The sequence below is a fragment of the Gemmatimonas aurantiaca genome, from assembly GCF_037190085.1.
In the GTDB taxonomy this organism is placed as follows: Bacteria; Gemmatimonadota; Gemmatimonadetes; order Gemmatimonadales; family Gemmatimonadaceae; genus Gemmatimonas; species Gemmatimonas aurantiaca_A.
Genome location: NZ_JBBCJO010000005.1, coordinates 787,763 through 808,791 on the forward strand (window position 1 = coordinate 787,763; position 21,029 = coordinate 808,791).

At 65.7% G+C, this 21,029-nt stretch carries 16 protein-coding genes; 13 read left to right on the forward strand and 3 right to left on the reverse strand.

Annotation, left to right across the window (positions count from 1 at the left end; genetic code table 11):
- Positions 1 to 7 precede the first annotated feature (7 nt).
- The 5 genes from WG208_RS09185 to WG208_RS09205 all read left to right on the forward strand — a co-directional run bounded on the left by WG208_RS09185 (position 8) and on the right by WG208_RS09205 (position 8,163).
- A complete protein-coding gene (locus WG208_RS09185; protein ID WP_337171039.1) occupies positions 8 to 1,657 on the forward strand; it encodes a TldD/PmbA family protein in 1,650 nt (549 codons plus the stop codon).
- Entirely contained in the window at positions 1,654 to 3,063 is a 1,410-nt protein-coding gene (locus WG208_RS09190) for a TldD/PmbA family protein (RefSeq protein WP_337171040.1), read from the forward strand. The genes WG208_RS09185 and WG208_RS09190 overlap by 4 nt, the downstream gene beginning before the upstream one ends.
- Before the next feature lie 112 nt (positions 3,064 to 3,175).
- The gene (locus WG208_RS09195; RefSeq protein ID WP_337171041.1) at positions 3,176 to 3,601 is read left to right on the forward strand and encodes a hypothetical protein; all 426 of its coding nucleotides are present in this window, start codon (positions 3,176 to 3,178) and stop codon (positions 3,599 to 3,601) included.
- A 186-nt stretch (positions 3,602 to 3,787) separates the two neighbouring features.
- Positions 3,788 to 6,091 carry a TonB-dependent receptor gene (locus WG208_RS09200; RefSeq protein WP_337171042.1) on the forward strand — a complete coding sequence of 768 codons (2,304 nt, stop codon included), beginning with the start codon at positions 3,788 to 3,790 and terminating at the stop codon, positions 6,089 to 6,091.
- A gap of 2 nt (positions 6,092 to 6,093) precedes the next feature.
- On the forward strand, positions 6,094 to 8,163 hold the full coding sequence (locus tag WG208_RS09205; protein WP_337171043.1) for a redoxin domain-containing protein: 2,070 nt from the start codon (positions 6,094 to 6,096) through the stop codon (positions 8,161 to 8,163).
- Positions 8,164 to 8,673: 510 nt separating this feature from the next.
- Here WG208_RS09205 and WG208_RS09210 read toward each other — a convergent pair.
- Both WG208_RS09210 and WG208_RS09215 read right to left on the reverse strand, forming a co-directional pair.
- Positions 8,674 to 9,288 (reverse strand): YdeI/OmpD-associated family protein, encoded by a 615-nt coding sequence (locus WG208_RS09210; protein ID WP_337171044.1) that lies wholly within the window; start codon positions 9,286 to 9,288, stop codon positions 8,674 to 8,676.
- Positions 9,289 to 9,323: 35 nt separating this feature from the next.
- A complete protein-coding gene (locus WG208_RS09215) occupies positions 9,324 to 10,178 on the reverse strand; it encodes an acyl-CoA thioesterase II (RefSeq protein WP_337171045.1) in 855 nt (284 codons plus the stop codon).
- A gap of 68 nt (positions 10,179 to 10,246) precedes the next feature.
- Here WG208_RS09215 and WG208_RS09220 point away from each other — a divergent pair, with 68 nt between their 5' ends.
- The 8 genes from WG208_RS09220 (at position 10,247) to WG208_RS09255 (ending at position 20,513) form a co-directional block, all read left to right on the forward strand.
- Positions 10,247 to 10,741: a hypothetical protein gene (locus tag WG208_RS09220; protein WP_337171046.1), complete on the forward strand. Its 495-nt coding sequence runs from the start codon at positions 10,247 to 10,249 to the stop codon at positions 10,739 to 10,741.
- Positions 10,738 to 11,070 carry a hypothetical protein gene (locus tag WG208_RS09225; RefSeq protein WP_337171047.1) on the forward strand — a complete coding sequence of 111 codons (333 nt, stop codon included), beginning with the start codon at positions 10,738 to 10,740 and terminating at the stop codon, positions 11,068 to 11,070. The genes WG208_RS09220 and WG208_RS09225 overlap by 4 nt, the downstream gene beginning before the upstream one ends.
- A 51-nt stretch (positions 11,071 to 11,121) precedes the next feature.
- A complete protein-coding gene (locus WG208_RS09230; RefSeq protein ID WP_337171048.1) occupies positions 11,122 to 12,711 on the forward strand; it encodes an SDR family oxidoreductase in 1,590 nt (529 codons plus the stop codon).
- A gap of 166 nt (positions 12,712 to 12,877) precedes the next feature.
- A complete protein-coding gene (locus WG208_RS09235) occupies positions 12,878 to 13,567 on the forward strand; it encodes a hypothetical protein (RefSeq protein ID WP_337171049.1) in 690 nt (229 codons plus the stop codon).
- A 117-nt stretch (positions 13,568 to 13,684) separates the two neighbouring features.
- On the forward strand, positions 13,685 to 16,426 hold the full coding sequence (locus tag WG208_RS09240; protein WP_337171050.1) for a prolyl oligopeptidase family serine peptidase: 2,742 nt from the start codon (positions 13,685 to 13,687) through the stop codon (positions 16,424 to 16,426).
- 81 nt (positions 16,427 to 16,507) lie between these two features.
- Entirely contained in the window at positions 16,508 to 17,101 is a 594-nt protein-coding gene (locus WG208_RS09245; protein WP_337171051.1) for a YdeI/OmpD-associated family protein, read from the forward strand.
- 22 nt (positions 17,102 to 17,123) lie between these two features.
- On the forward strand, positions 17,124 to 18,413 hold the full coding sequence (locus WG208_RS09250) for a pyridoxal phosphate-dependent aminotransferase (RefSeq protein ID WP_337171052.1): 1,290 nt from the start codon (positions 17,124 to 17,126) through the stop codon (positions 18,411 to 18,413).
- Between the two features lie 135 nt (positions 18,414 to 18,548).
- On the forward strand, positions 18,549 to 20,513 hold the full coding sequence (locus WG208_RS09255; RefSeq protein WP_337171053.1) for a TonB-dependent receptor: 1,965 nt from the start codon (positions 18,549 to 18,551) through the stop codon (positions 20,511 to 20,513).
- Positions 20,514 to 20,535: 22 nt separating this feature from the next.
- On the opposite strand, the gene WG208_RS09260 is transcribed toward WG208_RS09255, so the two are convergent.
- Entirely contained in the window at positions 20,536 to 20,964 is a 429-nt protein-coding gene (locus WG208_RS09260; RefSeq protein ID WP_337171054.1) for a thioesterase family protein, read from the reverse strand.
- Between the last annotated feature and the right edge of the window lie 65 nt (positions 20,965 to 21,029).

Sequence of the window (21,029 nt, forward strand, 5' to 3'; positions counted from 1 at the left end):
AACTGCCATGACCACACGTCGAGATTTCCTGCGCACCGGCGGCGTTGCCCTCGGTGGCCTGGCCCTCTCTCCCACGCTGCTGCCCGCACTGCCATCCACGCTGCCGGGCCATGCGTCGCTCTTTCCGCCCGCGGCGCCGCTTCCTCCGCTCTATACCGACCCGGCCACCCGCGAACTCATGATGGAAGCGCTCGACGCGGCCAAACGCGCCGGCGCATCCTGGGCCGATGTGCGCATCTCGCGCAATCGCAACAACAGCGTGCAGACACGCGAGAAGCAGGTCACCGACGTGGTGGATGTCGACACCATGGGCTGCGGCGTGCGGGTGCTCGTCGACGGGTGCTGGGGATTCGCCGCCACGCAGGAACTCACCAAGGCCGGTGTGGGTGGTGCCGCGCAGGAAGCCGTGGCGCTGGCCAAGGCCAATCGGATGGCCCGCGACCGTCGTGTCGAGCTGGCGCCCACGCCTGCCCACCCCGACGTGACCTGGCGATCGAGCTACACCATCGATCCGTTCACGATTGCCGTCGAGGAGAAGGCCGATCTCCTGCTGCGAGCCAACGCCGCCGCGCTCACGGTGACCAATGTGCGTTTCGTGAACTCCGGATTGTCGTTCGTGAAGGAAGAACGCAACTACGCCAACACCGAAGGCACCGTCACCACGCAGGACTATGTGCGCAGTTGGGTGACCATGAGTTGCACCGCCGTTGCGCCCGATCGCACGGGCACGGCCGTGCGCGGCCCGGAAGTGGTGCAGCCCGCCGGTCGCGGCTGGGAGTACGTGCTCGAAGCCGACATCGTGAACAATGCGAAGGTGTGGGCCGGGGAGGCCGCGGAGAAACTCACGGCCAGACCGGTCGAACCGGGACGTTACGATCTCATCCTGCATCCCTCGCAACTGTTCCTCACCATCCACGAGTCCATCGGGCACTCCACCGAACTCGATCGGGCCATGGGCTACGAAGCCAACTACGCGGGCACGAGTTTCATCTCGCCGCCGGAGAAGGTGCTGGGTTCACTCCGCCTCGGTCCGCCCATGATGAATGTCATCGGCAACCGCAGTGAGGTCGGCGCGCTGGCCACCATCGGCTACGACGACGACGGCGTGCAGCCGGAAGACTTCCACATCGTGAAGGACGGTGTGTTCGTCGACTACCAGACCACGCGCGAACAGGCACCCTGGCTGCGCAGTTGGTACGAGAAGAACGGCAAGCCGCTGCGCTCGCACGGCTGCGCCTACGCGCAGAGCTGGGCGGATGTCTCCTTCCAGCGCATGCCCAACGTGTCGCTCCAGCCCGGCGACAAGGACATCGGCTGGGACGATCTCATCGCCGCCACCGACAAGGGCATCGCCATGATCGGGCGCGCGTCGTACTCCATCGACCAGCAGCGTTACAACGCGCAGTTCGGCGCACAGCTCTGCTACGAAATCCGCAAGGGCAAGATCGTCGGGCAGGTGAAGGACGCGGCGTATCAGATGCGCACGCCCGATTTCTGGAACACGCTCGACATGCTCGGCGGCAAGAAGAGCTACATGCACGGCGGCACATTCAACGATGGCAAGGGACAGCCCGGTCAGGCGAATGCCGTCAGCCATGGCTGCCCACCTGCCCGCTTCCGCAACGCCAACATCATCAACACGGGACGCGACGTATGAGCCGCGGATTCGATATCGACGGCGCACCGAAGTCGCTCTTCGCGCCTGCCTCCTCCGAGAACCGTGCGCCCTCCGGCGTGCTCACGCGTGACGAGGCACAGGCGGTGGTGGAGCGCGCCGTCAAACTCTCCAAGGCCGACGCCGTGCGGGTTTCCGTGCAGAGCAGTCGCGAGACCAATCTGCGGTTCGCCGACAACCAGCTCTCCACCTCGGGCGTGACCACGAACACCACCATTCGCGTGCAGAGTGTCTTCGGCAAGCGGAAGGCCAGTGTCGTCACCAACGATCGCAGCGAGGAAGGCCTGCGTCGCGCCGTGCAACAGTCGGAAGCGCTGGCCAGACTCGCGCCGGAAGATCCCGAATACCTTGGCGAACTGCCGCCGCAGCAGTACACGACGATCAACGCGTGGTCCGATCGCACCGCCGATCTGACGGCCGAGGATCGCGCCAAGGCGGCGTTGTCCGCGCTGGCTCCGGCGCGCGCCGGCAAGGAACTCACTGTAGCCGGCTTCATCATCTGCAATGCCTCGGCTACGGCGATCGGTACCAACACCGGACTCTTTGCCTATCACCGCGGCACCAACGCCAACTACACGCTCACCGCGCGCACCAACGACGGCACCGGATCGGGGTGGGCGGGCGCCGAGGACAACGATTGGGCCCGCATCGACTATCAGGATGTGGCCAATCGCGCCATCGACAAAGCACGCCGTTCGCGCAATCCCGTCGCCATCGAACCGGGTCGGTACACCGTCATCTTCGAACCGGAAGCCGCGGCCAATCTCGTGGGACTGATGCGCAACGCCTTCCAGGCGCGCGCCGCCGACGAAGGTCGTTCGGCGTTCTCCAAGCCCGGCGGCACCAAGCTCGGGGAGAAGATCGTCGACGAGCGTATCACCATGTTCTCCGACCCCGCCGATCCACTCATGCTCGACTCCCCCTTCGACAACGAAGGGCTGCCGCGCTCGGCGCAGACCTGGATCAGGAACGGCGTGTTGAATCAGCTCGCCTACAATCGCTTCTGGGCCAACCGGCAGGGTAAGACTCCCACGGGCAATTCGGCCGGACTGCACATGGCCGACGGAACGGAAACGCTCGATTCGCTCATCGCCGGCACCACGCGCGGCGTGCTGGTGACGCGGCTCTTCTACCTGCGTCCGCTCGATCAGCGCACGCTGATGTACACGGGCCTCACGCGCGACGGCACCTTCCTCATCGAAAACGGCAAGGTCGTGCGCCCCATCAAGAACTTCCGTTTCAACGATTCGCCGCTGTTCATGCTCAACAATCTCGAAGGCATCGGGAAGAGCGTGCGCACCGCGGGCGGTGAAGGCGGTCCGGGCATCGTGATGCCTCCCATCAAGGTGCGCGACTTCAACTTCAGCAGCCTGTCGGACGCGGTATGAACCCGGAGCGGGACGTCCCATCCCTCGACGGACGAGTTGTGGGACGTCCCGCACACAGGCGAGGACCAGTGCCGATGGCACGGCGAGCGGAATTCCATTAGCCTGTATGGATATGCGGAAGTCGTCGATCGCCCGCTGGCTGGCGCTGTTCATGGGAGCATGGTTGTCGCTCGTGCAGAGCGACGCCGGGCTGTTCCATGCCTGCACCGTCGGGAGCAATCACGGCGCCCATGGTGCGATGCCGCAGGCGTCCCATCACCCGGCTTCACACGGAAACCAGGGTGGTCATGCAGATCACGGCAGCACCTCCAGGGGCGCGCCCCAGAGCAATGATCAGCAGAGCACGGATCAGGAGTGCCACTGCATCGGTCATTGCTGCGCCACCGTCGTTCCGTCATTGAACACGCCGGATGCCTATCCCATGGCATCCGTCATTCGTATTGCCGCCGTACTCCCCGGACGTGCATCGCATGACGTCATGGCGGAGTGGGTCGACTTCGTTCTTCCCTTTCCAACTGCCCCACCGGTTGTGGCCTGAGGATTCCGCTGTCCGCCCGTGATCATCGCGGGTGTGAGAGCCGTTCCTCACGCAGTGGCCACCAGGCAACGCCCATCCATCTGCTCACGGCAGATGCCCCCGCGTTGCCCTTCCATCAGCGCCGGTCTCGAGTCTGCTCTCCAGCGGATCACGGCGCGCGCGCTCCATACAACCGGTTCTCTACCCATGTTGCATTCGTCCACCCGGGCGAGGGCACTGTCCGGCGTCGTACTCGCTCTGACGCTCGTCACATCGCTGCCCACCCTGCTCCGCGCGCAACGCGCGGTGCCTGATTCCGCCGCGCAGGATTCCACCCGCAAGGCCCGCGCACTCAATCCGGTCGTCACCACGGCCACCCGCGATCAGCGGGAACTGCGCAAACTGCCGGTCTCCATCACGGTCATCGACACCAACACCCTGGGTCGCACCAGCACCGTCTCCCTGACCGAAGCGCTGCGCACCGTTCCCGGTGTCATCGCCGGCAATCTCTTCGGCGGCGACGATGTGCGTCTGTCCATTCGCGGCAGCGGCGCGCGCGGCGGCTTCGGCGTGCGCGGGGTCGGCCTGTTGCTCGACGGTGTCCCCATCACGGAGCCCGACGGCCAGACCCGTCTCGATCAGCTCGACCTGGGCGCGGCCCGGTCCATCGAGATCGTGCGAGGCCCCGGCAGCGCGATGTACGGTGGTGCGGCCTCGGGCGGTGTCGTGAACGTGATCACCCGCAGTGGCCGCGAGATGCAGGGGGTGTCGGTGCGCATGACGGGCGGCGGCTTCGGCTTCGACAGCGTCAACCTGCGCAAGGTCGACGTATCGGCCGGCGGCGCGCGCGGCGCATTCGATGGTTACCTGCAGGCCAGCAACACCGATCTCAAAGGCATGCGCGTGCAGAACAAGAACGACATGCAGCGCGCCAACGTCCGCCTGAACTGGACGCGGCAGGAGGATGGTCGCGCCGCTCCGGCCGCCACGGCCACGCGCATCGGTCTGGACGCGTCGTACAGCGACCTCGACATGCAGATTCCGGGATCGCTCACCGATGCGGGCTGGCGTGACGAACCCTGGACCGCCGATCCGCTCAACGTGACCGGTGCCTACGGACGGCGTGAACAGCGGTGGCGCTTCGGCGCCCGCGCCTCGCAGGGATTGGGCACACGCTTCGGCAGCCTCGACGCCTTCGCCTTCGGCACGGCCCGCACCATTCAGCATCCCATCTTCCGGTTCGTCGACCAGAACACGCATCGTGTGCAGGGCGGCGTGCGGCACGCCATCGGGTTCGGCTCCACCGATGCCGTCGCGGTGCGCCTCAACACCGGTCTCGACGTGGATCGCTGGTACGGCGACTCCCGTCAATGGACGAACGTGGCGGGCACGCAGGGTCGCGCCACACCATGCGTCAACGACCGGGTGGCCAACATCGTGCGCACCGAGTGCACGAACCAGTACGTGGTGCTGCCCAGCGTCGGGACGTACACCTCGGCCGACGTGACCCATGGCAAGCTCACCTTCACGGCCGGCGCACGTTACGACAAGGTCACCTTCGACATCGACGATCGGATCCGCCCCAACATGTCGGTGAAGCAGTCGTTCGATCAGGTGTCTCCGCGTGCGGCGGTGCGATATGACGTACGTCCGGGCGTGAGCGTGTACAGCAGTGTCGCCCGTGGCTTCGAAGTACCCACCAACAGTGAACTGACGGCGAGTCCCGACACGATTCGTGGTCTCAACACCGAGTTGCGTCCATCGTCGCTCGTGAACTACGAAGTGGGCGCCAAGGCACTGGTGGCCAGCCGCGTCCTGTTCGACGCCGCGATCTATCGCACCAACGTGACGGGTGAGTTCCTCTCGCGCACGGTGGTCATTCCCGGCGTGCAGTTCCCGCGCACGATCTACGAGAACGTGGGTCGCACGCGCCGCACGGGTCTCGAACTCAGCGCCACCACCCTCGTCGCACCGTGGATGGACGTGGTCACGTCGTACACGTACGCCCACTACGTGATGACGGAATTCCGCGGCACCGAGATCAACGCGCAGGGGCAGTCGGTCACCGTCGACTATGCCGGCAAGCTGATTCCCGGTGTCCCGCAGCATCGCGCGGCGGCTGAAGTGCGCCTGCGTCCGACCACGGCGCTCAATCTCACGGTGTGGGGCGAGGCACAGGGTGCGACGTACGTGGACAACGCCAACACGTCGCGTGGCACCATCTATACGCAGGTGACGCGGACGGGCGCCGCGCCACTCATCGTACCGGTGCCTTTCAGCGCCGTCCCGGGTTACGCCCTCGCGCACGCGACCATCTCCTGGCGTCTGCCCGAAGTGCACGGCGCGCGCACCGGCACGTCGCGCGCCGAGCTGTTCCTGAATGTCGAGAACCTGCTGGACAAGCGGTACGCGGCGGCACTGGCCACGAACTCGGGCAATGGCCGCTTCTACTATCCCGGCGCCGGTCGGTCGTTCAACGCCGGTGTCACGCTCAGCACCGGAGGACGCTGATCATGGATTCGCACATGCACTCGCTCCCGCATCCACGCCTGCGTTCGCAGCTGCATTCGAACCTGCGTTCGAACCTGCGTCGTCTGTCGTTCACGCTCATCCCCGCCGCGATGCTCGCGGCGGGGGCCTGCAGCGGTGATCGCTCCGCCAATGACACCGACGCGAAGGCCACCACCATCGCGTTCGACAGCGCGCACACCCTCTCGGCGGTGACGCAGGTCGGTGCCGCGCCCATTCTCGCGCTCGCGCCGGACGGGCGGCATGCCACGGCCTGGGTGTCGGCGCCCGGTGGTGGAACCGATGGCCGATTGCATGTGCTCGTGGCCCGCGATGGCGACACCACGCAGGTGCTGCGTGAACTCACCGATCCGCTTGGCCCCATCGAACCGCATGGCGAGGCCCCACCCAAACTGGCCTGGTCGTCGCGTGCCGGCGCATCGCCGACACTCGGCGCGCTGTACGTGGTCGGCAAGGTGGTGCCCGGCCGTCGGTTCCCGGCGAGTGCGCTGCGGTTCGTGCGCTCCGACGACGGCGGTGCCACCTGGAGCGCTCCCGTCACCGTGACCGACGATACCACGAAGGGCGTCGCAGACGGCGGGGACTTCGGGTCGCACAACTTTCACGCCCTGCACGCCGCGCCCGACGGCACGTTCTATGTGGCGTGGCTCGACGGCCGGGCCGGCAAGTCGGCCGTGTACATGACCCATTCCAGCGATGGCGGCGCTACATGGGCCACGAATGTGCGCGTGGTCCCGACGACATCGGCGCTCACCGAAGCATGCCCCTGCTGTCGCACCGCGATCGCCGCCGATGCGGATGGCACTGTGTATCTCTCGTGGCGCGCGGTGATCGCGGATACGTCGGCCGCTCCGGCTGCCGCCCCATCCGCCGGCGCGCCCTCCGCGACAGCGCCGGCAGGTGAAGCGCATATGCATGGCGCAGCGGCGACGACGCAGACCATTCGCGATATCGTGGTGGCGCGCAGCACGGATCACGGGGCCACCTGGAGTGAGCCCGTGCGTGTGCACGCCGACAACTGGATCTACGACGGCTGCCCGCATGCGGGTCCCTCGCTGGCAGTCGATGCATCGAAGCGTCTGCATGTGGCCTGGTGGACGGGCAAGCCCGGCGCGGCGGGCGTGTTCTACACACAATCCAGCGATCGTGGTGTGACGTTCGCGCCGGCCACCCCACTCGGTGTGGCCGAAGCATCGCAGCCGGCGCATGTGCAACTCGCCGTGGCCGGCACGAAGGCCAACACCACGGTGTTCGCGACATGGGACGATGGCACCAAACGGGTACCACAGGTGACGCTGCGTGTCTCACGCAATGGAGGAGCGTCCTTCGATTCCGCCACCACGGTGAGCGCGCCTGGTCGTTCGGCCACGTTCCCGGTGCTCATGGTCGATGACGCCGCGACGGCGCTCACGATTGCCTGGTCGGAACAGACGATGGAAGCCGCCTCCGCGGCGCCGGCCCGCCCGAACATGAAGGATCCCAACGCCACGATGCCGTTGCCCAGTGTGGGCAACACGCAGGTGATGGTGCGCCGGGCGAAGCTCGGTGGCACCGGCGCCGCGCAGACCGCATCGACCGACGATGCCTTCCGCCCGCTGCAGACCGGCGACCAGGCCCCGAGTTACGGTGTGCGCCTGGTGGCGGGTGCCCAGCAGGGCGATTCACTCCAGGTCGTCGAACCCGGACGGGTGACGCTGCTCAACGTGTGGGCCACCTGGTGCACGTCGTGCCGCGAGGAGATGGCGGACCTCGATGCGCTGTACTCCCGCTACCACGCGCAGGGACTGCGCGTGGTGGCCGTCAGCGTCGATCAGGGCGACGCCACCAAAGTGGTGCGCTTCACCACGCGCGAAAAACTCGCCATGTCCATCGGCCACGATCCCGCCGGCATCGTGCAGCGCACCTTCAGCGTGGTGGGCGTGCCTGAGACCTATCTGATCGACGGCAGCGGTCGCGTGCTCTGGAAGACTGCCGGCAACATCCATGGATCCCTCGATGGCGCGCGCACAGCCATCGAGCAGGCACTGGCCAGGCCGGTGGCGATGGTGCGGTGAAGAGGCCCAGATTGACACGGCTACGTGCAGATTCGTGTGGATTCCTTCTTACGAAACGAGGTGGCTATTGCGGTCGATAGAGCGTGTGGCGGGCATCTGCATGGGACTCCTGTTTCTGACTTCCATCACCGGGTGTGCTGCAGACTGTGTTGGCGTCAGTGTTCCGGGTTTCAATCTCGTGCTCGTCGATGCGACATCCAAACAGCCCATCACGGACAATGTGACGGCCACCGCTCGCTCCGGTGACAGGAGTTACCCCTTGGAGCTCTTCACAGGTGTCCAACCGCCGACGTTTTCTGGCGTGATCAGAGAAGGCGTATACCAGCTACATATCGAGGCAGAAGGATATCAGTCATTCGTGCGGGACAGCATGGAGTTGCGCCGCACCGGCCGCTGTCAGGAGCTCGAAAGAGTCTATCTGACAATTCCCCTTCAGCGACGCGCCTGACTCCGCATCATCCCAATCCATGATGGAAGTCTGGCGTGACGAGCAGTTCACTTGCATGATCGCTACGCCGGCCGCTTCTCGTACTTCCAGTTCTGGGACTTCCCCTCGGCGATCTGCTCCATCGCTTTCGCCAGTCGCCGTTCCCTCGTCTCCGGCTTCTTCGCCTCGGCGATCCACTCGCAGTACTCCCGCCGGTGCGATGGGCTCATGGCGTCGAACTTCGCCTTCACCGCGGGCTGACCGGACAGGGCTTTGCGCAATTCCGGCGGCACGGCGACGGCCGCACGCTGCGCTCCCTTTTTTGCCGCCGGACGGGCCATCTTCACGCCGGCTTCATTGAGCTGCATGGCCTTCCTGATGTAGCGCGTCAGCACAGTCTTGCTTGGCAGTTCTGCGATGCGCGTGACACGGCCGAACTGCCCCATGGCTTCATCGCTCATCTCGTCGCCGAGTACCTCACGCGCCAGCCAGAATCCGAAACTGCAATGCGCCTTGAATGACGCCATCGAACACAGGATGCCGCCGGCATAGTTGAAGTTCGGAAAGCCCCACTTGATCGACTCCTCCACGTCCGGGCACGCCGCATGCACGACGTCACGGATGTGCCGCAGAATCGGCTGCGCGAATTCGGCGGACTTTTTGATGTAGGCGTCGACTCGTGGATCGCGTGTACCCATGGAGCGCTCGTTGCGGAAGAGAGTGCGAAGATCGATCAGCGCAGCCGGAGCAGACCTTCCTGCGCGGTGGAAGCGACGAGCGTGCCGTCGCGCGAGAAGATCTGTCCACGCACAAAGCCGCGGGCGTTGGCGGCAGTCGGGCTGTCCATCACGTAGAGCAACCATTCGTCGGCCCGAAACGGACGATGCATCCACACCGTGTGGTCGAGCGACGCCACGAACACGCGCGGATCGCGATAGGCGATATCGTGCGGGGCGAGGGCCGTGGGGAGGAACCCGTAGTCGGATGCATACGCCAGAATGGCCTGATGCACGATCGGCTCGTCGGGCAGTCGTTCGACCACGCGGAACCAGAGAAAGCGATGCGGTTCCCGTGGACGGGTCCGTCCCGGGATGTGCGGTGAATCGGTCCGGATATCCAACGGCCGATCCTGAAGCAGCACCGCATGCAGTTCCGGCGAGAACGCATCCAACTGCGCGCGGATCAGATCCACCTCCGAGGGCATGTCTTCCGGCGGTGGCACATCGGGCATGGTGCTCTGATGATCCAGCCCCCGTTCCTCGGCATGAAAGGACGCCGAGAGATGGAAGATCGCCTCACCATGCTGAATGGCCGTGACACGCCGGCTGGTGAATGACCCGCCATCGCGGGGACGGTCCACGAAGAAGACGATGGGCGCTTTCAGATCGCCGGCGCGCAGGAAGTAGCCGTGTACCGAGTGCGCCTCGCGCGGCTCGTCGACCGTGCGGCGTGCGGCCATGAGGGCCTGGGCGAACACCTGTCCGCCATAGACGCGACCCGTACCGAGGTCCCGGTTCTGTCCGCGATAGATGTTCACCTCGAGCTTCTCGAGCTCGAGCAGGGCGAGAAAGTCTTTGACGACGCTCATGGCGGAAATATGTGTCAGGACCGGCCGGGGTGGTTGTGGGGGCCGCCCAACGGTCGTAGGCTCAGAGTATGCACCCTCGGCAACTGCGTCTCATTCTCGTCATCGTCGGCTGCGTCGCGGCGCTGCTCTGGTCGCAATTCCGCCCCCGCACCACCACCGGGCCGGCCGCGCCCGACGTATCCACGGCACCCGTCGTGGTACCGGAGCACGGGACACCGGCAACCGCCGCGCCCCCTGCCCGTGAAACACCGACTCCCAGCCGCTACGGAACGTACGGCTTCCGGTCTCCCGATCGTCTCGTGGACCATTTCGAAAAACACGGCGCCGAGTTCGGCGTCCGGTCCGCGGCCGACTACCTCGCGCTGGCGCAGGCCTTGCGCGATGCGCCTGTCAGCGATGACGTGCTGGAAGCCACACGGTCCTCCGACGGCGTGATTTCCCGCTATCGCCGCAGCACCGGCGCCTTCATCGCGTTCGATGCCGACGGCACCATTCGGACCTTCTTCAAACCCAACGACGGCGAGCGGTACTTCCGTCGACAGCTCACGAGGCGACCCCAATGACCTTGCCGTCGCCATCCCCCTCGCCCGTCGACGCGCGACTGACCCAATGGGGTCGCACGGTGGAAGACATCGAGCGCGGGTATCCGCTCACCTTCGACGACTATCTCAACGATCTCGATCTCCGGCGTACGCTCGACGAGGTAGAACTGACCGCGGAACAGGTCGGCCGATTGTCCGCATTCGACGATCGGTTCCGGCAGGCGAGTTATCCCGCAGGACGTTGCGTGTGGGGCGACGAGAACGCGCAGGCCGAAGGCTGGACGGCAGAGAGCCAGTGGTACTACTGGCGCCTGCCCACCACCCCCGGGCCGGCGTTCCTGGAGGACTGAGAACGGTCGGAGGGCTCATTGAGATGGCCGGCCCGGCTATATTGAAAGGCTATGGCTGAACGTGCCCCAACTCCGGAATTTTCTGACGCCACGCTGACCGCCCGGGTGGTGGCGGCGACGGAACTGCTCGAACAACTCGCCAACGATCGCGCGGGTCTGCTCGACATTCCGGATGAGGAACGCCGTCGGCTGCTCAAGGCCGCCGGTGAGGTCTCGCGCCCCGACGCGATTCTGCGCCGGCAGATGGTGAAGGCCACCAAGCGGCAGAAAAAAGCCGAGCGCACGCAGAAGATCCAGGACGCCGAAAGCCAGTTGCAGGAGACGGGCATCCGGCGCCTGCGTCGGCAGACGGTGTTCACCACGCCCAACTATCTGCCTCCCGGTTCCGACGCCCAGGAAACCGTGGAGGCCGACGGGTTCCGCGAGGCGCTCGAGCCGCAGCACTGTTACGTCTGCAAGCAGCAGTACACGGTCATTCATCACTTCTACGACCAGCTCTGCCCCTCGTGCGCGGAATTCAATTTCCGCAAACGCACCGAACTCGCCGATCTGTCCGGCCGGGTGGCCCTGCTCACCGGCGGTCGTGTGAAGATCGGCTATCAGGCAGGCATCAAGCTGCTGCGTGCCGGTGCACATCTCGTCGTCACCACGCGGTTTCCCCGCGATTCGGCGCAGCGTTACGCCGCCGAACCCGACTTCGAGCAGTGGGGGCACCGCCTCGAGATCTACGGCCTCGATCTGCGGCATACGCCCAGCGTGGAAGCGTTCTGTCATCACATGATGACCACGCACGACCGGCTCGACTTCATCGTGAACAATGCGTGTCAGACCGTCCGGCGTCCGCCCGACTTCTACAAGCACATGATGGATCTCGAGCGGGCCTCCCTGGGCGCGATGCCCGAGCAGGCACGCAAGCTGCTGGGCGCCTACGAGGGGGTGCGTGGGTATCACATGCTGCCCGAAGCCGGTGCCGCTGCGGAGGAGGAATCGCTGACCCCCGCCACGCTGCCCCGCGCCCTGGCCGAGGTGGCCGGTATCACACACGCCGCCGAGCTGTCGCAGGTGGCGCTGCTGGAGGAGGAGCATCGCAATCAGGCCCACCTGTTCCCTGAGGGCCGTCTGGATCAGGATCTGCAGCAGGTGGATCTGCGCGACCGCAATTCATGGCGGCTGCTCATGCACGAAGTGCCGAGTGTGGAACTGCTCGAAGTGCAGCTAGTGAACGCCATCGCCCCGTTCCTGCTCAATGCGCGTCTCAAGCCACTCATGATGCGCACCCCCGAGCGTGACAAGCACATCGTGAACGTGAGTGCGGTGGAAGGCCAGTTCTACCGCAAGTTCAAGACGACGCGGCACCCGCACACGAACATGGCCAAGGCCGCGCTCAACATGATGACGCGCACCTCGGCCGCCGACTACGTGAACGACGGCATCCACATGAATGCGGTGGACACCGGCTGGGTGACCGACGAGGATCCCGTGCACATTGCCGCGCGCAAGGTGGAAGAGCACCGGTTCCACCCCCCACTCGACATCGTGGACGGTGCCGCGCGCATCGTCGATCCGATCATCGACGGGATCAACACCGGCACGCATGTGTGGGGGAAGTTTCTCAAGGACTACACGCCGACGGACTGGTAGGGGTCCGTATCCTGAAAAACGTCAGGCCGGTCGGTTCGGCCGGTATACCCACACGATTGTCATTGTCTGCGATGCACTTCGATACGCCACGCCAGGGCCGTTCGTCCTGAGGTCGGGGAGGTGCCGGCTACGGTGCCGCTCCTCCCCCCAACCTCATATCACGACGATGTGGTATCTCCAGACGGCCGTTGAATCCCTGATCCTCCCCACCGATGCCGAGGGGCACACCACGTTGGCGGGGAACATCGCGCCATGGCACCATGTGGTGCGCTCGGGCAGTCATTCGGTGGAGGAACGGATCGCCATCGCTGCGGCGCCGGTACGCTGGACCATCTGGGCCTGGCAGCAGCGCGCACGACGGGTCCTGTTACCCGACGCTCTGGCCGCCAACCAGGCGTTGGCGCGCATGATGCGAGCGCAACCCTCGCGCGCCTGTGCATGGGCACACTTTCCGAAGCCGGGCAAGCGCAGATCCGACCAGACGATCGAAGTCGTCGTGGTCGTTCCACCCGATCATTTCAGCCGATACGAATCGCTGGTGCGGTTCGCGATGACGATGGCCAGTGGGTCTGTGGCGCTCACATTGCCGGTCCCCTCCGTGCCGGCTGTGTCAGGGAAAGAAGGCCACCCGACCCCCGACCCGCTCATCGGCCCCGCCAGCGAAGCCGTCATGGAGGGCATGGAGATGGTGGTGTCGCGTGCGAAGGGGCAGAAATTCGGTCGGGGAGACCTGCGCGCCGAACGACGGACGCCCGGGGAGGACACACGATCGCCCACCCTGTCGCCTGACGAAGACGACGACTGGCTGTTGTTTGCGGCCGCTCCTCCCGCGAAAGCGACACCGACGCCGGAATAGTCATGTGATCTGAGCGCCCTGCCAGCGCCGCTGGCCCCCGCGCCGCCGCCTTTGAACGCCATCCGGGACTCCGACGTAATTTCTTAGTCTGTTCCCCTCCCGTCCGGAGCCCCCTGCATGTCCGTGTTTTCCCCCAAGCTGACCGCACCGCTGGCCCTGCTGGCGGTGGCGCCGTTCGCGGCCGCCCCGCTCTCGGTGGCCACCGCCCAGAACGCCGCTCCCACCACCAGCGCCAGCCAGAGCGAAGCCGGCGGCTGGGATCCGCAGCGCGCCCTGCGCGCCGAGACGTACATCAAGCCACCCGCCAATATCGAGCGGATGGTGATGACGCCCCGCGTCGATATCTCGTTCACCAACCAGAGTCCCGACCGTCGCTGGTTCCTGCGCGCCACCGGCGCCGACCGCGGCGACATCAAAGCCTACGGCGCCCCGCATCTCTGGCTCGGCGGGCTCCAGGTGGACACCCGCGCCAATCGGGCGCGCAGTGTCACCACCAGCACCCGCACCGGGATCGACCTGGTCGACCCGCGCACCGGCACCACGCGCGCGCTGCAGGTTCCCGCCGGTGCCACGCTCAGTTCCCCGGTGTGGTCGCCCACCGGCACCCAGGTGGCATACATCGCCAACTTCCCCACGGCGAGCTACGCCTACATCGCCGATGTGGCCAGTGGCAAGTCCACACGACTGAGTGAACGTCCGCTGCTCGCCACGTTCGTCACCGATCTCGATTTTACCGGCGACGGCAAGTACGTCGTGGCCGTGCTCGCGCCCAGCCAGCGCGGGCCCGTGCCCACACATGGCGCGGATGGCGTCGAAGATGGTCCGCAGGTCCGTCTCACCGATTCCCGCGCCGTGCCGCAGCCTGTGCACTTCTCCCTGCTCAAGGACCCGCATGAGAAGGCCCAGCTCACCTACTACACCACCGGTCAGGTCGCGCTGATCGATGTACGCAGCAAGGCCGTGCGCAACATCGGCGCACCGACGACAGTACGCGACGTGAGCGCCTCACACGATGGGGCCTGGCTGCGCGTGACCCGCATGGTCGAGCCGTTCTCGTACCTCGTGCCCGTCAGCAACTTCGGCACGGTGCAGGAGCTGTGGGACGCGTCGGGCAAGGTGGTCTCGACGCTCACCCGCACGCCGCTGCGTGAAGCGCAGAACGCCGGTGGCTTCGGTGGCGGTGATGCGGTCGGCGCATCGGATACCACCAAGCGCAACCTGCAGTGGTATCCCATCGGCGCCGGCATTCTCTACATCAAGAACGTTCCCGGCGCCGCGGGCAGCACGCCGCCAGCCGGTGGACGGCCCGGCGGCCCCAACGCCGGTGGCGGTGGAGCGAATGGCGCCAATACCGACGGCCGTGGCCCCGGCATGGGAGCGAACGCACCCATTCGGGTGCAGGCCGCCAAGGGCGAGATCGTGCTGTGGCGCGCGCCGTTCGGACCGAACGACACCACCGTGCTCTATCAGGGTGGCCCGCAGCTCACCAACGTCGCGTTCAGCACCGACAGCAGCACGATGTTCGTGTCCGACAGTGGCGCGGTCATCGCGGTGCGTGTGAAGGATCCGGCGCAGCGCTACAATCTCGGCCGCAATGTACGTCTGCCTGCCGCGGGTGGCGGACCGTTCGGTGGCGGCGGCCCCGGTGGTGGCGCACAGAACACCGATTCCACGGCGGGTCAGCTCGTGGCCCGTCGGGTGGGTGGCACCAACTACGTCCTGCTTGGCAAGGACGGCAAGTCGGTGGCGCTCACCGGCACCCGTGCGCCGGGCGCCAACTGGTACAAGCAGGCGCCGCGCCCGTTCCTCGACCGCATGGACATCACCACGCGGTCGCGCACGCGGCTCATGGACAGCCCGACCGACGTGTTCGAGGACTTCGTCGCCGCGCTCGATGATGACGTGTCGCAGTTCATCGTGACCCGTGAATCGCGCACGACCATCCAGGATGCCTGGCTTCGCAGCGCCGGCAACACCGACGCGAAGCAGCTCACGAAGAACGTGGATGTGGGTCCCGAAGTGAGCGGCGCGATCACCAAGCGGTTCCAGGTCACGCGTCCGCGTGACGGCACGCGGTTCTGGGTCGACGTGCAGTTGCCGCGCGACTGGCGTCCGGGTCAGAAACTCCCTGGCATCATCTGGTTCTATCCGCGGGAGTATTCGAATCTCCAGGACTACGAGCGCTCGCGGTACAGCACCAACATCAACGCCTTCCCGGCCGTGCCGTCGGTGCGTCCACCGTCGGCCCAGTGGATGTTCGTGTCGCAGGGGTACGCGTACATCCAGCCCGACATTCCCATCTATGGGGATGCGGGGCGCATGAACGACAACTACACCCGCGATCTCAAGGAAGGACTCGATGCGGTGCTCGACGCCGTAGTGGACTCGGGCTTCGTCGACCGCGATCGCATGGGCATCGGTGGTCACAGCTACGGCGCCTTCAGCACGGTGAATGCGATGTCACTCATGCCGAACTTCAAGGCCGGCATCGCCGGCGACGGCATGTACAACCGGACGCTCACACCGTTCGGTTTCCAGAGCGAGCGCCGCAACTTCTACCAGGCGCAGGCCACGTACCTCGACATGTCGCCGTTCCTGCGCGCCGACAAGATCTCTGGCGCGCTGCTCCTGTATCACGCGATCGAAGACCAGAACACCGGCACCGATCCGATCAGCTCCACGCGCATGTTCGCGGCGCTGCAGGGCCTGGGCAAGAACGCCGCGCTCTACATGTATCCCTACGAGGATCACTCGGTGGCCACGTACGCCAGCGATCTCGACATGTGGGCACGGTGGATCGCGTGGATGGACACCTACGTGAAGAACGCCAAACCGGCGAGTGCGCCGATCGTTCCCTGAGTTCCTTCACAGACGGTTCCACGTGAACCTGGACACCACCGCAACGATGTCGCGAACGATTTCACGGACGATTTCACGAACGTGACCGCCAGGAAAACGACGAACAAACCTTCCCCAGCCGAGGCGATGTACTTCGCCTCGGCTGCGGAGTTTCGCCGGTGGCTGGAACGTCACCACGCCTCGAAGAGCGAATTGCTGGTGGGATTTCACAAGGTGGACAGCGGCCGACCCAGCATGTCGTGGACCGAATCGGTGCGCGAGGCCCTGTGTTTCGGCTGGATCGACGGGGTCCGCAAACGGGTCGACGAGCACCGCTACACGATCCGGTTTTCTCCCCGGAAACCGGGAAGCAGTTGGAGTGCGGTGAATCTGCGGCACATGGAAGAACTCATCGCCAGCGGCGCCGTGACCGAGGCGGGGTTGCGCGTCCATGCCACCCGGCGCGAAAACACGGTGGGGATCTACTCCTACGAGCAACGCCCTGCGGAGTTGCCCGAACCCTATGCCACGACCCTGCGTCGCGCGAAGAAGGCCCATGCGTTCTTTCACGCGCAACCACCGTCCTATCGGAAGGTGATGACGTGGTGGGTGATCAGCGCGAAGCGGGAAGAGACTCGCATCAAACGTCTGCAGACGCTCATCGCATCGTCGGCCCGGGGCGAACGCGTCCTCTGACGGCATTCGACTACATTGCGGAATGACTGACGCCACTGCATCGCTTGCTTCCGCACCAATCGCCCGCGTGCCGGGCTTCCGTCCCGTGCCGCGCACGGGTGTCATCTACGTCATGGATCGCGCGCGTGAACTCGGGTATGGCGCCGGTGCCGAAGGGTGGTGCAACCTGGGTCAGGGGCAACCCGAAACGGGGCCGTTGCCCGGTGCACCCTCCCGCCCGACCGACGTACGGATCGCGGCCGACGACTACGAGTATGCGCCGGTAGGCGGCATCGATGCACTGCGGCGTGCCGTCGCCAATCTGTACAACACCCGCTATCGGCAGGGGAAGGCATCGCAGTACGGCCCGGAAAACGTGTGCATCTGTGGCGGCGGCCGGTCTTCACTCACCCGCGTGGTCGCGTCGCTGGGCAATGTGAATCTCGGGCATGTTCTGCCCGACTACACGGCGTACGAAGAACTGCTGGAAATCTTCGGAACCTTCAGCGCGATTCCATTGCTGCTCGAGCCGGAGAGTGGTTATGCACTGTCCACGCGCGATCTGCGACGCGAGATCACCGGGCGCGGACTGGGGGCGCTGCTGTTGTCCAATCCCGCCAATCCCACGGGCCGTGTGCTGCGCGGCCGCGCACTCTCGGCGTGGGTGCAGGAAGCGCGCGATCTGCGCTGCACCCTCATTCTCGACGAATTCTATTCCCACTACCTGTGGGACGAGGGCCTGATAGAGGGAACGACCGTCAGCGCGGCCGAGTTCGTGGAGGACGTGAACAGCGATCCGGTGGTCATTCTCGACGGGCTCACCAAGGGATGGCGATGCCCGGGATGGCGGCTCAGCTGGATCGTCGGTCCGGCGGCAGTGATCGAGGCAGCGACGAGCGCCGGGAGTTTTCTGGATGGCGGCGGCAACCGTCCGCTGCAGGAAGCCGCCTGTGCGCTGGTCGATCCCGGGCATGCGCATCGCGAAGTGACGGCCATTCATCAGGCGTTTGCGCGCAAGCGGCGCATTCTGGTGGACGGCCTGCGTGCCGCGGGGCTCACGGTGGAGCACGAACCCGGAGGCGGTTTCTACGCCTGGGCGAGTGTCGCGTCCCTGCCGGCTCCGCTCAACGATGGCGAGACCTTTTTCGAAGCGGCACTCCGCGAGCGCGTGATCACGGTGCCCGGCATCTTCTTCGACATCAATCCCGGCAAACGGCGCGCCGATCATACATCGCGCTTCCGGCAGTACCTGCGGTTTTCGTTTGGCCCGGACGAAGTCTCGGTGAAGGAGGCGGTGGACCGACTGCAGCAGATGGTGAGCCGCCGGGCCTGAGAGGATCGGGAGAATGTCACGAAGGATCGCTGGATCGGGACGCCCCTCACGGGGCGTCTTTTTTGTCTACTTGCTTAAAATTTAGGCTTACCTAATATTAAATCTATGACAAAAACGATTCTCGTTTTCTCGACGATGTATGTCCCGAACCTGGCGTCGGCACAGCCTGCACGGCCGGACACGACGGGGCGTGATTCCACGGCCCGGGCGCTGCCCACCATGCAGGTCACGGCCTCGGCGGTGGCCACGGACGCGCGGCGGGTCGCACAACCCACGGCACAGCTGGGCGGGGCTGCCCTGCGACGCAGTCAGGGCGCCTCACTGGGAGAGACACTCGAACAGATTCCGGGAATCCGATCACTCTCCATGACCACGGGGATCGGCAAGCCCGTCATTCGTGGGCTCACCAACAACCGGGTGGTCACGCTGGCCAATGGGCAGCGCACGGAGACCCAGCAATGGGGGCACGATCACTCACCGAATGTGGAGAGTGCGGATGCCGAACGGCTGGAGATCGTGAAAGGTCCCGCGAGCGTGCTGTACGGCTCCGATGCGCTGGGTGGCGTGGTCAACGTGGTCAGGCGTGCGCTGCCGCGGGCCGAGGGAGAGGCCTGGCTGTTGCGTGGTCGTATGGCACTGGCCTGGAACTCGGCCAATCAGGCTCCTTCAGCCACCCTGGTGGGTGAAGGCGCGCGCGGAGCTTTTGGCTGGCGCCTGAGTGGCACCGGTCGACGGGCGCAGGACCTGCGCACACCAACGGGTCCCCTGTTCAACACCGGCAACGTCACGGGCTATCTCGAGGGCAATACCGGCTGGCATGGCACCGGGCGTGACATCGAGATCACCGGCTCGACGCGTGATGAAACCATCCGCATTGCCGACGATCCGGTCACGGCACCGGGCTATGACGGGCATCAACGCATCCGGACGCATCGCATCACGCTGGAAAGCAATCTCCGCGGCGACACGCAGCGCCTGCAACTGCAGGCGGGCTGGGAGGAAAACCGTCGCGCCGAGTTCGATGACGCCACCAGCGCCCAGGTGGCACTGGGGCTCGCGTCACGCACGTTCACGAGCTTCGCACACTGGCATCATGCGCCCTGGCAGGGCTTCACCGGCGTGGTGGGGACCGCGGCGCAACTCACGCAGTTCCGCACCTTCGGTCAGCACACGCTCATCCCCGACAGCCGGACGAGCGCCATCGGTCTCTACTTGCTCGAACAACGCACGATGGGAGACTGGTCGCTGTCCGCCGGCGCCCGGCACGACTGGCGCGCGCTGTCCACACCGGGCAATACCATTCTCGCGCTCGATCGCACCGCGCGGCAGTTCCGTGCCATGACCGGGACCGTGGGCGCGGTGTATCGCGCCGAGTCCCCACTGTCGCTGGCCCTGAACGTGGCGCGGGGCTTTCGCGCACCGAGTGCATCGGACCTGTTCGCCAACGGGTTTCACGAAGGCACACGCGCGTTCGAAATCGGCCGCTCCGACCTGCGTGTGGAATCGAGCCTCAACACCGACGTCGGACTGCGTTTGCGCACGAGCGCCGTCTCGGGTGAACTCACCGGTTACGTGAACCGCATCCGCGACTACATCTACCTGGCACCGGTGGGGCAACCCGGCCGCGCACTGGATTCGCTGCAGGTGCGTCAGGGGCATGCGCGTCTGGTGGGCGCCGAGGCCGCAGTGGCTGTGGCTATGGGCCGCAACGTCACGCTGCAGAGCACCGCCGATGCCGTTCACGCCAGCAACACCAGCGATGGCAGTGTCCTGCCCTTCGTCCCGCCCCTGCGTGTCACGTCGACCATGCGTTGGGAGGAGCGGACGCAAGGGCATATGCCTGGGCGCAGCCTGTCGCTGACAGCCGAATGGAACGCACGACAGACCCGGATCTTCCGCGACGATTTTGCCCCAGCGGCGTGGACGGCCGTGCACGCCAGCGCCGGCGTCAGCCGACTGACGCCGCGCGGGCTCCTCCACATCGATCTCAGCGTCCGGAATCTGCTCGACGCGCGCTACCGCGATTTCATGTCGCGCTACAAGGAGTTCGCCGACGCGGCCGGCCGAACGCTCGTGCTGCGCCTCTCGGCCGACCTCTGAGCAGCACGCTGGACCAGCACGCTCAGGCTGGATGCATGTACGCCTGAAAGAGCTCGATCATTTCAGGAGGGATACGTGTGATCCGACCCGTATCGCGCGACAGCAGGGTCCAGAGCGACCGGCCGCGGGCCAGTACGTGATCGTCGGTCACCCTGACGATTTCGGTATGACGTTCGAAGCGCCGCGAGTCGACCGCACCGATCCAGGTATGCGCGACGATGGTGTCGCCGAGCACCGCCTCGCGGCGATAGTCGATCTCGTGCCGTGTCGCCACCCAGCCATACTGCTGCTTCATCTCCGGGGAGGCGCTCACGTTCCAGTGCGCCAGGGCCACATCGAAGATCCAGCGCAGATACACCACGTTGTTGACATGGTCGTTGTCGTCGATATCGGCGGGAAGCACGGTGATCGGGATCTCGAAGACCTTCAGGCCATGCTTTGCAAAGGACATCGTGGTCTGACTGGGTGTGGCGGGGTGGCGGATCGGCCGGTGTGGCGGGACGGCACCGGGGGGTT

Bases quoted from the DNA above. Each gene is read 5' to 3' on its own strand.
- WG208_RS09185 (WP_337171039.1), top strand. From the start codon at position 8: ATGACCACACGTCGAGATTTCCTGCGCACCGGCGGCGTTGCCCTCGGT.
- WG208_RS09190 (WP_337171040.1), top strand. From the start codon at position 1,654: ATGAGCCGCGGATTCGATATCGACGGCGCACCGAAGTCGCTCTTCGCG.
- WG208_RS09195 (WP_337171041.1), top strand. From the start codon at position 3,176: ATGCGGAAGTCGTCGATCGCCCGCTGGCTGGCGCTGTTCATGGGAGCA.
- WG208_RS09200 (WP_337171042.1), top strand. From the start codon at position 3,788: ATGTTGCATTCGTCCACCCGGGCGAGGGCACTGTCCGGCGTCGTACTC.
- WG208_RS09205 (WP_337171043.1), top strand. From the start codon at position 6,094: ATGGATTCGCACATGCACTCGCTCCCGCATCCACGCCTGCGTTCGCAG.
- WG208_RS09210 (WP_337171044.1), bottom strand. From the start codon at position 9,288: ATGGGTACACGCGATCCACGAGTCGACGCCTACATCAAAAAGTCCGCC.
- WG208_RS09215 (WP_337171045.1), bottom strand. From the start codon at position 10,178: ATGAGCGTCGTCAAAGACTTTCTCGCCCTGCTCGAGCTCGAGAAGCTC.
- WG208_RS09220 (WP_337171046.1), top strand. From the start codon at position 10,247: ATGCACCCTCGGCAACTGCGTCTCATTCTCGTCATCGTCGGCTGCGTC.
- WG208_RS09225 (WP_337171047.1), top strand. From the start codon at position 10,738: ATGACCTTGCCGTCGCCATCCCCCTCGCCCGTCGACGCGCGACTGACC.
- WG208_RS09230 (WP_337171048.1), top strand. From the start codon at position 11,122: ATGGCTGAACGTGCCCCAACTCCGGAATTTTCTGACGCCACGCTGACC.
- WG208_RS09235 (WP_337171049.1), top strand. From the start codon at position 12,878: ATGTGGTATCTCCAGACGGCCGTTGAATCCCTGATCCTCCCCACCGAT.
- WG208_RS09240 (WP_337171050.1), top strand. From the start codon at position 13,685: ATGTCCGTGTTTTCCCCCAAGCTGACCGCACCGCTGGCCCTGCTGGCG.
- WG208_RS09250 (WP_337171052.1), top strand. From the start codon at position 17,124: ATGACTGACGCCACTGCATCGCTTGCTTCCGCACCAATCGCCCGCGTG.
- WG208_RS09255 (WP_337171053.1), top strand. From the start codon at position 18,549: ATGTATGTCCCGAACCTGGCGTCGGCACAGCCTGCACGGCCGGACACG.
- WG208_RS09260 (WP_337171054.1), bottom strand. From the start codon at position 20,964: ATGTCCTTTGCAAAGCATGGCCTGAAGGTCTTCGAGATCCCGATCACC.